Genomic DNA, 12829 nt, shown 5'->3' on the forward strand with positions numbered 1-12829 from the left:
TGGGGGGCTTTTAAGCGGGTCGCCTCTTCCCGACAGCTTAGTCTCTGTGGCACCCCCCGTCAGCCAGCGAATGATACCGGGTGTTTGGCTGAATCGCCCGTGGTTATTGGCATAGAGACGGACAGATAGCGCGCTGGCGCGGTTATTGCGTTAGAGCCGGGCAGCATACCGGAAAAGGCTCCGGTGTTTAGGATAAGAAAAGTGGAGGTTCCGATGAACAAGTTGGTTCGCCCGACAGGGTTGGTGATGGCGCTTATGGCCGCAGGCATCAGTTCCGTATGGGCCAGTGACGGGATTTCCGGTGCCCTGACCGTTAAGGTCGAAGAGGTGGTGGCGTCCGGTACCAAGGTGGTGATGCCCCCATTGGAGGTCGCCTCAAATAACGAAGCGAGCTTTGTACTGGCTTCTCCCGAAGCGCTGGCGCTCTACGATTTGAGCCCGAAACAGTTGATCGGCGGCCATGTGGTCGGAGTTGGCGACCAGACGCTCGGTGAGCTGAGCAGAATCGTCAGCGACCGGATCAGCGGGCGCATCTATGCGGTGATCAGCACCGGTGGTTTCCTCGGCTTTGGCGAGCAACGCTACGCGGTTCCGCTGGATGAGCTGAGGCTGAGGAAGGGGGATGTGCATGTGGCGATGACCGAGTCGGAGCTGCAGATGAGCAAGAAATACAGCGATGATCGTTATACCCGGGTGAGCCCGGAAGATCGCCCGATCAGTCAGTTTTCCGCGTTTGAAACCAGCTCCAGATAGTTCGACTCGCCTCTCCCGCGGGCCCGACTCAACCGGGCCCGCAGAGCGCTCTCTGGGCATCAGCCCTCGCTCTCGCCACCTTCCTTGTCGCCGCCTTCCTTGAACATCCCCGGCGTCAGGTGGTTGCGCTGCAGCAGACGGTAGAACTCGGTGCGGTTGCGTCCCGCCAGCCTGGCGGCCTGTGTAACCTGGCCGTTGGTGATCTTCAGTAGCTGTACCAGGTAATCCCGCTCGAACGCCTCCTTGGCCTCCGAATAGGTGCGGATGCTGGGGCTTTTCTGTTGCAGTGCGCGCTCTACCAGCGTGACCGGCACCAGCGCTGTGGTGCAGAGTACGCAGCACTGCTCCACCACGTTTAGCAGCTGACGGATGTTGCCCGGCCAGTCATAGGCGACCAGACGTTCCAGCGCGTCCGGCGTAAAGTCCTTGGCGCGGTGCGGATGTTTGGCCTGCAGTTGGGTCAGAAAATGGCGTGCCAGCAGGGGGATATCCTCGCGCCGCTGGCGCAGTGATGGCAGCGTCAGCGTGACCACGTTGAGGCGGTAGTAGAGATCTTCACGAAACTCGCCGCTGGCGATGGCGTTTTCCAGGTTGCGGTGTGTTGCCGAGACAATGCGGACATCCACCGGAAGCGTCTGGCTGGCGCCGACGGGGCGGATCTCCCGGTCCTGCAGCACGCGCAGCAGTTTCGCCTGCAGTGCCAGCGGCATATCGCCGATTTCATCAAGAAATACGGTGCCGCCAGACCCGGTCTGGAACAGGCCCTTGTGGGCACTGGTAGCGCCGGTGAAGGCGCCCTTGGCGTGACCGAAAAGCTCCGACTCCAGCAGCTGCTCGGGGATGGCGGCACAGTTGATCGCCACCATCGGTTTATCGCGCCTCGGGCTGGCGCGATGCAGCGCCTGGGCCAGTACCTCTTTGCCGGCGCCGGAGGGGCCCTGGATCAGGACGCTGGCTTCACTGGCGGCCACCAGCTCGGCGTCCGCCAGCAGCGCTTCCATGGCGGGGCTGGCGGTCTGGATATCGGCCCGCCAGGCCTGATCGCCACTGGCTGCTGCGCCATCCGAACTATCGGTACAGCCGGGCGCCGCGAGGGCTTGCTGCAGCAGTTCCAGCAGGGCGTTATCGTCGAAGGGTTTGGTCAGGTAGCCGAACAGACCGCGCTGGGTCGCGCGGACTGCGTCCGGAATGGTGCCGTGGGCGGTCAGCAGGATCACCGGCAGCGCCGGGTCTTCGCTCTGGATGCGCTCGAACAGCTCCATGCCGCTCATCCCATCCATGCGTAGATCGGTCACCACCGCGCCGGGGCGAGACACCGCGATACGGGCCAGAGCCTGCTCCGCGCTGGCGGCGGTTTCCACGGAGAAACCGGCCGATCTCAGCCGGATCGATAACAGTTGCAGCAGGCCGGCATCATCGTCCACCAGCAGTACGGTGCGGTGAACGTTGCTCATGGGCGCACCTCTGACAGGTCAGTGGTCATCGGTACCTCGATTTCCAGCTCCTCCTCAAGGCCTTTCAGCTGTTCGATCTTGTCTCTGTATTCGCGGGTTTCCTGCACCTGCTGACGCAGCGCCAGCATCAGCTCCAGCTTGCGCTGATAGATCGCTAGCAGTGCCTGACGCTCGTCGGTGGCAAACTCCGGGTTGCGGGTCAGAGTACCGAGAATCTGCTGGGCCTGGCGCAGCTCGTCATTCGTCGCCTGGGTGTGTCCCAGCAGGCAGGCGTGATGGAACTGCTCCGCCGCCGGCTGTGACCTTGAGCCGTCAAAGCGCGATGTCAGCAGCTGTTGGCGTTGATTCAGGCTCAGCTGTTCCTGTGAGGCGAGGCAGTCGAGCATCTCGCCGAGCATCGGGTTCGCCGGTATCGCGTGCTGACGGGCCGGTTCCGGGTTGCTCTGATCCTTGGACGCACAGCCTGCCAGTAAGGTGATGGCGAGCACGGCGAGCGCAGTTATCCTCCTATCCACGAGGGGGAGTCTCCTTGTTGTTCGGTAGTGATATTTCAAAATGGGCGCCAGGCTCAGCGGAAGGCTTGAGACTGAGTGTACCGCCGAGCTGTTCTATATGGGTTTTGGCGATGGCAAGCCCCAGCCCGCTGCCTTTCAGAGTGCCCTGGGGTTGCCGGGTTCCCTTGTAAAACGGCTGGAACAGCAGTTCGGTCTGGCTTTCGGCGATGCCGGGGCCCTGATCCCTGACGCTGATGCGCAGGGTCTCGCCGTCGCAGCTGGCGTCGATGCCAAGCACTCCGCCCTTGGGGCTGAAGCGAATCGCGTTACTGATCAGGTTCTCCAGCGCCACGCTGAGACGGTTGCGATCCGCCTTGAGCTGAACCGGCTCAAGCTGGCTTTCCCAGCGGAGCTGCTGGCTGCGCAGTGTCAGATCGAAGCGGCTTTTGATCTCATCGATCAGCGGCTGCAGTTCGAACCAGTCAGGCTCCAGCGAGGCTTGCGCGATCGCTTCGTTGTAACGCAGCAGATCTTCTATGCGCTGGCGCAGGTTAAAGGCACTGCCACGCATGATCTCCACCACTTCGCTCTGCTGCGTTGTAAGTGGGCCGGTGACCTCGTCACGCAGCAGGGAGACGGCTTCAAGCATGTTGGTCAGTGGGGTTTTCAGTTCATGGGAGACTTCACGGAAGAAGTTAAGCTTTTTCTCCTCCAGCTCCAGCAGGCGGCAGCGCAGCCACTCAAGCTGCTGACCCAGAAGCTCAAGGTCGCGCGGACCGTGAATATTGATCGGGCTCTCCAGGTCATTCTGTCCCAGGCGGCGGATATTGGCGGACAGCTTACGTACCGGTCGGCTGAGCAGCCAGGCAAAGATGGCGGCGAGCAGCAGCGACAGCAGGATCATGCCGGCGGCCAGGTAGATCATGGCGCTTTGGATCTCGCTGGCGGTGTCGTTCATACCGGTGACCAGGTGGTCGCGAATATAGTCGGTGGTCGCTTCGCTGAGTAGCTCCGTGGCCAGATCCAGCCTGTCGAACTCCAGTTTATAGGTGTCATAGCTACCGCTGGCAGGGGCATTCGCCAGCTGTTGGTACAGCCTTTGCTCCTGTCGTGACAGGTCCACTACCTGCTGCGCCAGCTCCAGGCTCCAGGGTAGGGACTCCAGGTGATCGAGTACCTCGGTAAAGCGCAAGTGTGCCCGGTCCAGACGTTCTTTCAGCGATGGGTCCTCAAGCACGAAGTATTGACCCGCGGCGCGCTTCAGTGCTGTTTCGGCTTCGCTGAGCTGGCGGCTGGCCCCGGTAATCTGAGCGCTGATGGTGACCGAGCGGCGGCCTTCCAGGGCCATCTGCTCCAGCGCATAGGTCATGCCGATGATGCCACCCAGTAGTGGCAGCACGACCAGAATAAAGCCGGTAATCAGCAAACCGGGGAAAGAGGGGAGATGACGTGGCATTAGCGGCACAGGATCGGTATTCCTTCTGATCGGCGCGACGGTCGTTAGATATCTTCTCTGGCAGAACATTCTACCATGCTTGTTGCGCGGGGAGTCTGGCGTCAAAACCGCTTGTCGCTGAGCGGCGACGCCATAACTTATTGTATTTTAAGGGCTATTGGCGGTACGGTCTGTGGAAGTCGCCTGGAGGCGACAGCGGGGTAAGCGAAAAAAAGTCGAGATAAAGCCAAAGTTATTTAAGTTGTTGATAATTAGGAATTAATTTGTTTTGGCACACTCCGTGCTTTGTACATACGGCTTAGCAAGGGCATCCTGAGCTTCCCCAGCCACAGGATAATGGCCAGCGAAGCCGGTTGAGGGCGAAAGCGCCAGGTCGGCCGTGTTTTATGCATCCAGGTTTTATGCATACAGGTTAGCGGGATTCGCCAGTGGCGGGTTCCCAAAGGTTCCGGGTCAGGTGGTCGGTTATTGTTTTTACGGCAGGGAGTTCTCAGGAAGGAGGCTTCTCGCCTGGGTACGAATCGAAGGGGGATAAGTATCCGAAGCAACAATCGCCTGCCCGCCCCGGCATATGCTTTTCATAGCGGCGTCGCTCCCTGCACTGGCGGCGCCGCTTTTTTCTTTATCCCATCTATATAACCTACCTCTGAATCTCATTTCCTGCAGAGCGGTTAAGCCTTTTTCCTCGCAGGGTTACCGGCTGGACTGATTGTCTATCGGTCTGACAGCTGGCTATTTCTGAGCCATCCTTAAATTCGGTCTTGCCGGAAAAATGTGTTACTGATGTAGTAAAGTCAGAACGCATCAAAGGCATAGATCCGGGCTCGGATAAACCATTACGATAAAAAACGACCATAAAAGTCAGGGCCTGAAAAGATTGATCAGCGCTCAGGCGCCCCTCATGTTTTTGCGATTCCATTATCTCCAGTGAAAAGGCCAACAGACCGTTATGAATACTACCGTTGCTGCCGTCACTCAGCGGATTATCGAGCGTAGTCGTGATAGCCGCGCCGATTATCTGAGCCGCATGGCCCAGGCCCGCGATAACAAACCCCATCGTTCCGTGCTTTCGTGCGGTAACCTCGCCCACGGTTTTGCCGCCTGTGGGGGCGAAGACAAGGAGCGCCTGACGCTGATGGATCAGGCCAACGTGGCGATTATCTCCGCTTACAACGATATGCTTTCAGCGCACCAGCCGCTGGAGCAGTTTCCGGCACAAATAAAAGAAGCCGTGGCGGCGATGGGCTGTGTCGCCCAGTTTGCCGGCGGCGTGCCGGCCATGTGTGATGGTGTGACCCAGGGACAGCCGGGGATGGAGTTGAGCCTGTTCAGCCGCGATACCATCGCCATGGCTACGGCGGTGGGCCTGTCTCACAATATGTTCGATGCGGTGCTCTGCCTTGGTGTTTGCGACAAGATCGTGCCGGGCCTGATGATCGGCTCTTTGGCCTTTGGCCATCTACCGGTGATTTTCGTGCCCGCAGGCCCCATGACCAGTGGTTTGCCGAACAGCGAGAAGTCCCGCATCCGTCAGCTTTATGCCGAAGGCAAGGTGGGCCGTGACGAGTTGCTCAAGTGTGAGTCCGATTCCTACCATGGCCCCGGCACCTGTACCTTTTACGGCACCGCCAACTCCAATCAGCTGTTGATGGAAGCGATGGGTGTACATCTGCCCGGCGCTTCGTTTATCAATCCCAACACGCCGCTGCGTGAGGCGCTAACCCGGGCGGCGGCGGAGCAGGCCTGCCGGATCACCGAGCTGGGCCGCGATTACCGTCCGCTGAGTGAAGTGATCGATGAGAAAGCGATCGTCAACGGCATAGTGGCGCTGCTGGCGACCGGCGGCTCCACCAACCACACCATGCATATCATCGCCATCGCCCGGGCGGCGGGCATTATCGTTAACTGGGATGATTTCGCCGATCTGTCCGAGGTGGTGCCGCTGTTGACCCGGATCTATCCCAACGGCAGCGCGGATATTAACCATTTTCATGCGGCGGGAGGGATGTCTCTGCTGTTCCGCGAGTTACTGAGTGCGGGCCTGCTGAACGAGGATGTGACCACGGTAATGGGCAAGGGCTTTACCGAGTACACCCGGGAGCCCTATCTGGACGAAGGGCAGCTGAAGTGGCGTGAAGGGCCGGCGGAGTCCTTGGATAAGGCTGTGGTCGCTTCGATAGCCGAGCCGTTTTCCGCCAATGGCGGGCTGCGTCTGATGGGCGGTAATCTTGGCCGCAGTGTGATGAAAGTCTCCGCAGTTAAACCCGAGCACCGCGTGGTAGAGGCTCCGGCTGTGGTACTGCACGACCAGGATGAGTTGAAGCCGATGTTCGAACGCGGCGAGCTGGATCGTGACTGCGTGCTGGTGGTTCGTTTCCAGGGGCCCAACGCCATCGGCATGCCGGAACTGCACAAATTGACGCCCTTCCTCGGCACGTTGCAGGATCGCGGCTTCAAGGTGGCATTGGTCACCGATGGTCGCATGTCTGGTGCATCCGGTAAGGTGCCGGCAGCGATACACCTGACACCGGAAGCGACCCAGGGCGGTTTGATCGCCAAGGTGCGTAACGGCGATCTGGTCCGTGTGGATGGCGAAGCCGGCGAACTGACACTGCTGGTGGACGATGCGGAGCTGGCCTCCCGTGAGCAGGCAACCGCGGATTTGGGCGGCAGCCACTTTGGGATGGGACGGGAGCTGTTCAGCGGTATGCGCAGGCTGGTATCCGGCGCGGAAGAGGGCGCCAGTTTCCTGTTTGTGGATGAATCATCAACTTCGCGCTAGAGGATAAATGGATGACAACTCAGGTCGATGCAGTTCTGAATACCTCGCCGGTAATGCCGGTGCTGGTGATTGAGAGGGTAGAAGACGCAGTGCCCCTGGCCAATGCGCTTAAGGCCGGTGGGCTGCGCGTGCTGGAGGTGACCCTGCGCACCGAAGCGGCGCTGGATGCGATGCGGGCTATTGCCGCAGAAGTGGATGATGTGATCGTCGGCGCCGGTACCGTGACCCGGGTCGAAGAGCTGGAAAAGGTGCGCCAGGCCGGTGGCACCTTCGCCATTAGTCCCGGCGCGACGCCGGCTCTGCTTAAGGCCGGTGTCGAATGGGACCTGCCTTACCTGCCGGCAATCAGCACCGTATCCGAGCTGATGTGCGGTCTGGAAGCGGGTTATACCGGATTCAAGTTTTTCCCGGCCGAAGCGAATGGGGGAGTGGCGGCGCTCAAGTCGATCGCGGGGCCTTTCCCCGATGTACGCTTCTGCCCCACCGGCGGTATCGGCGAGAACAACTACCGGGATTACCTGAAGCTGCCCAATGTCTGCTGTGTAGGCGGCTCCTGGATCGTTCCCGGCGATCTGATTCGCTCCGGGGACTGGGCTGGTATCACCGAACTGGCGCGTAGCGCGGTGGAAGGTGCCAGCCAGCTGAGTTAACCCCAGTAAGCCAAGCGAATCCCTGGACGGCAAACGGTATGAGTGAACTGAATCTTCACCCCGAATTGAATCCCTGCGTCACCCTGGAAGCGTTCGCAGCGCGTGCCGGGCTTGAGCAGCAACTTTGCGAACGTATCAGCACCTTGCTGAGCCGTGGTATAGCGGAAAGAGGTTCGGCCGCTCTGGTGGTGTCCGGCGGGCGCACACCGGCGGCGCTGTTTCAGTGCCTGTCACGGCAGCCGCTGGACTGGTCTAAAGTGACGATCACCCTGGCCGACGAGCGCTGGGTCGATAACCAGCACGAGGATTCCAACGAGCGCAGTGTGTGCGAGAACCTGCTGCAGAACGACGCTGCCGCGGCGAAGTTTCTGTCGCTGTATAACGGTGAACAGACTCCGGCCGCAGGGCAGGCGGCGCTGGAGTCCAGGTTGGCAGCTTTGCCCCGGCGTATCGATGCGGTCATCCTGGGTATGGGGGAGGACGGTCATACCGCCTCTTTCTTCCCGGGGGCGCAGGAGCTTGGTGAAGCGTTAGCGCCCGAGCCTTATAGCGCCTGTACTGCAGTGACACCGCCAGAGGCGCCCTGGCCCAGAATGACGCTGACACTGCCGCGACTGCTGGCCAGTGCGCAGATCTTTGTGCATCTGTGCGGCGACGCGAAGCTGCCCGTACTGGAACAGGCACTGGCGCCGGGTGAGGTCGAAGCGATGCCGATCCGCTCGGTATTGCGTCAATCGGAGACGCCGGTGGCGGTTTACTGGGCGCCCTGAATGACTTCAGTAGTTCAATTAAAAAAGGCCCAGAGCTTTAAACTCTGGGCCTTTGCTGTTTGACGCTCAGTGTCTGAGTGTCGAGGGGGGACTGTAGTTAGCCTATGCAGTCAGCCGATGCAGTTAGCCGATCGCGTCTTCGACCGCCTTGCCCAGCTCAATGGTGGTGGCGGAACCACCCATGTCACCGGTCAGAGCCTTGGCGTCGCGCAGCACGGTTTCCATCGCTTCCATCAGGCTGTCGTGGATGTTGTCGTAGCCCAGGTGCTGCATCATCATCGCACCGGCCCAGATGGTGCCCAGCGGGTTGGCGATGCCTTTGCCGGCGATATCCGGGGCGGAACCGTGTACCGGTTCGAACATGGATGGGAAGTTCTTTTCCGGGTTGATGTTGGCGGACGGTGCGATCGCGATGGTGCCGGTGCAGCCCGGGCCCAGGTCGGAGAGAATATCGCCGAACAGGTTGGAACCGACGACCACGTCGAAGTGTTCCGGCATGCGCACGAAGTTCGCGGTTAGGATATCGATGTGGTACTGATCCACATTGATTTCCGGGTATTGCTTGGCCATCTCTTCAACACGGCTATCCCACCAGGGCATAGAATGGTAGATTCCGTTAGATTTTGTCGCAGATGAGAGATGCTTTTTCGGGCGGCTCTGGGCCAGATCGAAGGCGTAACGCAGGATACGGTCGGTACCGCGGCGGGTGAAGATCGCCTGCTGAGAGACGACTTCGTGCTCGGTGCCTTCGTACTGAATACCGCCAACGGAGGAGTATTCGCCCTCGACGTTTTCACGCACAACGTAAAAATCGATGTCGCCCGGCTTTTTGCCGGCCAGTGGGCAGGGGACACCTTCGAACAGGCGTACAGGGCGCAGGTTCACGTACTGTTCGAACTCACGGCGGATCGGCAGCAGCAGACCCCAGAGGGAGATGTGGTCAGGCACACCCGGATAACCGACGGCGCCCAGGTAGATCGCATCGAACTGCTTGAGCTGTTCGATACCGTCTTCCGGCATCATGCGGCCTGTCTTGTGGTAGGTCTCGCAGGACCAGTCGAATTCGGTCCATTCGTATTCGACACCGAACTTGCGACCGGCGGCTTCCAGCGCACGGATACCTTCGGGGATAACTTCTTTGCCGATGCCATCACCGGGAATGACTGCAATCTTCACCTTCGCCATGGGGAGACCTCTGTTCTGAACTGTTCTGTTATTAGCGTGATCGATGGCTGTGCCATCCTGATGCCACAGAGTATAAGCTACACTAATCGTGTTTGAAGTGTGCTTTAGTAAAGCTAAGGATTACGAACTGTGAAACAACTTCCCGCGTTGACCGACCTCCGTGTCTTTGTGGTTGCCGCCCAACTGGAAGGGTTCAGCCTGGCTGCAGACCAACTGCGCGTATCGCCGGCCTACGTCAGCAAGCGGATCGCTCTGCTCGAGCAGGTGCTTGGCGTAACGCTTTTCGTGCGCAGTGCACGGCAGGTCCGGTTGAGTCTGGAGGGAAAGATCGCCCTGAGATGGGCGCAGCGTCTGCTGGAAAATATGGAGCAGATGCAGCTGGAGATCAGCCGGGAGCATCAGGTCCCCAAGGGGCGAATACGGATAGTCACCAGTACCGGTTTTGGCAGTTTCTGCGTGGCGCCTCTGCTGTCACAACTGGCCGACCGTTATCCTGAGCTTGAGATCGATCTGGAGCTGCTGGATCGCCCGGTGGATCTTGTCTCCGAGGGGTTTGATCTGGAGCTGCGTGTGGGCGGGCTGCTGCCGCAGAGCATGATCGCCCGCAAGCTCGCTACCAATCGCCGTATTCTATGCGCCTCGCCCGACTATATTGCGCGTCAGGGTTGCCCGGACAGTCTTGAGGATCTGCACAAGCATCGCTGCATCGCGATCAGGGAAAGGGACCAGATCCCCGGTCAGTGGCTGCTGCAGGGCCCCGCCGGCAGTCGAACTCTCGAGTTGCGAGCTCCGATGAGCACCAACAACGGCGCGGTAGCCAAACTCTGGTGTCTGGATGGCCAGGGGATCATGCTGCGTTCCGCCTGGAACATTAAGCAGGAGCTGGCCAGCGGGACTCTGGTCCAGGTGCTCCCCGGGTTCGCCCAGGAAGCGGATATTCATGCCATCTATTCCACCCGCCTGGAAACCTCAGCCAAGCTGCGCGCTTGTGTCACCCTTTTGGAACAGGCATTGGCTGATCAGTCTGAGTAAAAATAGGGAAGCGGCGCTTAAGGGCGCCGATTGGTTAATATCGGGTTTAGGTCCAACCGGCCACCACTGACAGGGATGAAGCATGCTAAGCAACGCACAAACCACGCAGTACCTTATTTGCAGAGATGCGGGCAGCAACAGCTATAGCACCTATGCGGTCGACTTCGAGGGGGCGGAGCTATTTTCACCGCTGCCACAAGGGAGTGATGGACGGCTGGACGCCGGCACCCGGGTTGCGCAGGTCGGAGGATACCTGCTGAGCTGGAGTGCGCGCTGCAGCCAGAGTGGCAAGGATGGCTACCTGTATCGACTGCTGGATTTTGACCCCGAGACTGAGGATCCGCTCAACGCCAAGGCCCTGCAGAGCGGCTTTTGGCCACAGGAAAAATTCTGGGGCTACCGTGACTATTACAGCGAGAACCCCAATGAAGGTGCGCAGCTTGACCTTATCCCCATGGGAAGCTTCGTGCTGCAGATGATTCCATCTAAGGGGCGAGGCACCTTCGAGCTCTGGAACTTCGATCCGGCACCCCAGTCGCCGGGTTCATCCGACCCGCTGCCGGCTCCCTATACCGGCCAGAACGGTTTCCAGCTGATCCGCAAGGACCACCTGCTGCTGCCGATCGGCAACTATGTACTGGAGCGGTTGCCTGAGCGCAGCCGTTATCGTCTCTGGAGTTTCGATCCCCAGCAGACGTCGCCACTGTCGTTGCCCGCCGTTCAGGAGGGGATCTGGCCCGATATCGGCGAGGAGCGCGAGCTGGTTGTGCTCGGCGACAAGGTGCTGGACCGCTGTCTGAACACCGGTACTTACCGTCTCTGGGACTTCGATCCCGCGGCGCAAAATGTGCTGGTGGGGCCGCTCAGGGAAGGTGTGCTGCCTGAGGGGATCAGCGCGGATTCTGAGTTGACCGGGTTCCAGACCAGGCAGCCGGTGGACGCTAACCAGGCGCGCCAACCCGGCAGCATCGATTTTATGCGCTCCAAGATACGCCATGTGGTGTATTACATGCTGGAGAGCCGCTCTTTCGACAACGTCTGTGGCTGGCTTTATGAAAACGGTGAAGAGGGTTGCAACTATATCGGCCCAGGCGGTGCCTTCGATGGCTCCAGCTATGACTACTTCAACTGGAACGGTAATGAGAAGGCCTATGTCAGCCAGTTCAAGGAGGGGCAGCTAAGCGATCAGTGGGACCTGGTCGCTCTGGATCAGGATCCTTTTCACGATACCACCGACAATCTGCAGCAGATGTTTGCCGGTGCTCCAGGGTACTGGGGCCGGCAGGAACCGGATATGGGCGGCTTTGTACTTAACAATGCCAACCCCCAGGTGATGGAAACCTTCAGCCCGACGCAGCTGCCGGTGCTGAACGGGCTCGCCAGGGAGTTTGCTATTTCCGACCGCTGGTTCAGCTCCATACCCGGCGGCACCGATGTGAATCGCGCCTTTTCGGTAACCGGTTCCGCCTTCAATAAGCTGGGAACCTGGGAGGGCGGCGATGCCTATAAATACTGGCCCTATTCGCCGCACCGCCAGTCGCTGTGGAAGTTGCTCTGGAGCCAGGGGATCACCGACTGGAAAATCTACTACCAGGTGCCCTGGGAAGATGAGATCTTCACCAACCAGCTCTACCTGAAAGGCCAGATCCCCAGTGTTGATAGCAACGACAAGGCGTTTATCGCCGACCTGGATCGGTTCAAGCAGGATGCGGCGAACGGCACGCTGCCCGCGTTCAGCTACCTGGAGCCAGCCTGGATAGCGCCCAAGGGCGCAACCTCCTATCACCCGGGCGGCGATCTGGTACCCGGTGAGCGTACGCTGAACGAGATCTACGAGGCGATCAAACAGGGGCCTGGATGGGAAGAGACCCTGCTGGTCGTTACCTTCGATAAAAACGGCGGTCTTTACGATCACGTGGCACCGCCCTATGCCGCTAAACCCTGGCCCAACGATCTGAATAACGGTTTTGCATACGACCTGATGGGGCCGCGGGTGCCTGCGATCCTGGTATCGCCCTGGATACCGGAGAAGAGCATTATCCGCGCTTACGGCAGTACGCCGTTTGATTCGACCTCGTTTGCGGCGACCCTGTTGAAATGGTTTGGTGTACCCCGGCCGCTTTGGTCCATGGGAGACCGGATGGCGAAGGCTCCGACCTTTGAAAAGGTGTTCCAGCGCGACACTGTGCGCAAGGATGCACCTTCCTTTACACCTCCTTATGATAAGACTTACCCAGAACAGACTGATTGAGT

At 59.7% G+C, this 12829-nt stretch carries 10 protein-coding genes; 6 read left to right on the plus strand and 4 right to left on the minus strand.

Annotated features, from left to right (window positions below; all coding sequences use genetic code 11):
* Positions 1-213: 213 nt before the first annotated feature.
* Positions 214-753: a PRC-barrel domain-containing protein gene (locus CLV83_RS11695; RefSeq protein ID WP_132292198.1), complete on the plus strand. Its 540-nt coding sequence runs from the start codon at positions 214-216 to the stop codon at positions 751-753.
* A gap of 59 nt (positions 754-812) precedes the next feature.
* Here CLV83_RS11695 and CLV83_RS11700 read toward each other — a convergent pair whose 3' ends face one another.
* Genes CLV83_RS11700 through CLV83_RS11710 form a run of 3 tightly spaced genes read right to left on the minus strand, consistent with a single transcriptional unit; the run spans position 813 to position 4157 of the window.
* Entirely contained in the window at positions 813-2207 is a 1395-nt protein-coding gene (locus CLV83_RS11700) for a sigma 54-interacting transcriptional regulator (RefSeq protein WP_132292201.1), read from the minus strand.
* Positions 2204-2722, minus strand: a complete 519-nt coding sequence (locus CLV83_RS11705; protein ID WP_132292204.1) for a hypothetical protein — start codon at positions 2720-2722, stop codon at positions 2204-2206. The genes CLV83_RS11700 and CLV83_RS11705 overlap by 4 nt, the downstream gene beginning before the upstream one ends.
* Positions 2715-4157 (minus strand): sensor histidine kinase, encoded by a 1443-nt coding sequence (locus CLV83_RS11710; protein WP_165900291.1) that lies wholly within the window; start codon positions 4155-4157, stop codon positions 2715-2717. Before CLV83_RS11710 ends, CLV83_RS11705 begins: the two co-directional genes overlap by 8 nt.
* Positions 4158-5106: 949 nt before the next feature.
* Between CLV83_RS11710 and edd the strand changes: the two genes are divergently transcribed.
* The 3 genes from edd to pgl are packed head-to-tail and all read left to right on the plus strand — an operon-like array spanning position 5107 to position 8359.
* A complete protein-coding gene (gene edd, locus CLV83_RS11715) occupies positions 5107-6939 on the plus strand; it encodes a phosphogluconate dehydratase (protein WP_132292210.1) in 1833 nt (610 codons plus the stop codon).
* 11 nt (positions 6940-6950) lie between these two features.
* The gene (locus tag CLV83_RS11720; protein WP_132292213.1) at positions 6951-7589 is read left to right on the plus strand and encodes a bifunctional 4-hydroxy-2-oxoglutarate aldolase/2-dehydro-3-deoxy-phosphogluconate aldolase; all 639 of its coding nucleotides are present in this window, start codon (positions 6951-6953) and stop codon (positions 7587-7589) included.
* Between the two features lie 38 nt (positions 7590-7627).
* A complete protein-coding gene (gene pgl / locus CLV83_RS11725; RefSeq protein ID WP_132292216.1) occupies positions 7628-8359 on the plus strand; it encodes a 6-phosphogluconolactonase in 732 nt (243 codons plus the stop codon).
* Positions 8360-8482: 123 nt separating this feature from the next.
* On the opposite strand, the gene CLV83_RS11730 is transcribed toward pgl, so the two are convergent.
* Positions 8483-9544 (minus strand): tartrate dehydrogenase, encoded by a 1062-nt coding sequence (locus CLV83_RS11730; RefSeq protein WP_132292219.1) that lies wholly within the window; start codon positions 9542-9544, stop codon positions 8483-8485.
* Between the two features lie 129 nt (positions 9545-9673).
* On the opposite strand from CLV83_RS11730, the gene CLV83_RS11735 reads away from it, so the two are divergent.
* Positions 9674-10576, plus strand: a complete 903-nt coding sequence (locus CLV83_RS11735; protein ID WP_132292221.1) for a LysR family transcriptional regulator — start codon at positions 9674-9676, stop codon at positions 10574-10576.
* Between the two features lie 82 nt (positions 10577-10658).
* On the plus strand, positions 10659-12827 hold the full coding sequence (locus CLV83_RS11740; protein WP_132292224.1) for an alkaline phosphatase family protein: 2169 nt from the start codon (positions 10659-10661) through the stop codon (positions 12825-12827).
* Positions 12828-12829 lie beyond the last annotated feature (2 nt).

The organism is Marinobacterium mangrovicola, from assembly GCF_004339595.1.
Lineage (GTDB): Bacteria > Pseudomonadota > Gammaproteobacteria > Pseudomonadales > Balneatricaceae > Marinobacterium_D > Marinobacterium_D mangrovicola.

Excerpts from the sequence above, each read along its gene's own strand:
- pgl (WP_132292216.1), top strand. The coding sequence starts at position 7,628 with ATGAGTGAACTGAATCTTCACCCCGAATTGAATCCCTGCGTCACCCTG.
- CLV83_RS11700 (WP_132292201.1), bottom strand. The coding sequence starts at position 2,207 with ATGAGCAACGTTCACCGCACCGTACTGCTGGTGGACGATGATGCCGGC.
- CLV83_RS11710 (WP_165900291.1), bottom strand. The coding sequence starts at position 4,157 with ATGCCACGTCATCTCCCCTCTTTCCCCGGTTTGCTGATTACCGGCTTT.
- CLV83_RS11740 (WP_132292224.1), top strand. The coding sequence starts at position 10,659 with ATGCTAAGCAACGCACAAACCACGCAGTACCTTATTTGCAGAGATGCG.
- CLV83_RS11720 (WP_132292213.1), top strand. The coding sequence starts at position 6,951 with ATGACAACTCAGGTCGATGCAGTTCTGAATACCTCGCCGGTAATGCCG.
- CLV83_RS11695 (WP_132292198.1), top strand. The coding sequence starts at position 214 with ATGAACAAGTTGGTTCGCCCGACAGGGTTGGTGATGGCGCTTATGGCC.
- edd (WP_132292210.1), top strand. The coding sequence starts at position 5,107 with ATGAATACTACCGTTGCTGCCGTCACTCAGCGGATTATCGAGCGTAGT.
- CLV83_RS11730 (WP_132292219.1), bottom strand. The coding sequence starts at position 9,544 with ATGGCGAAGGTGAAGATTGCAGTCATTCCCGGTGATGGCATCGGCAAA.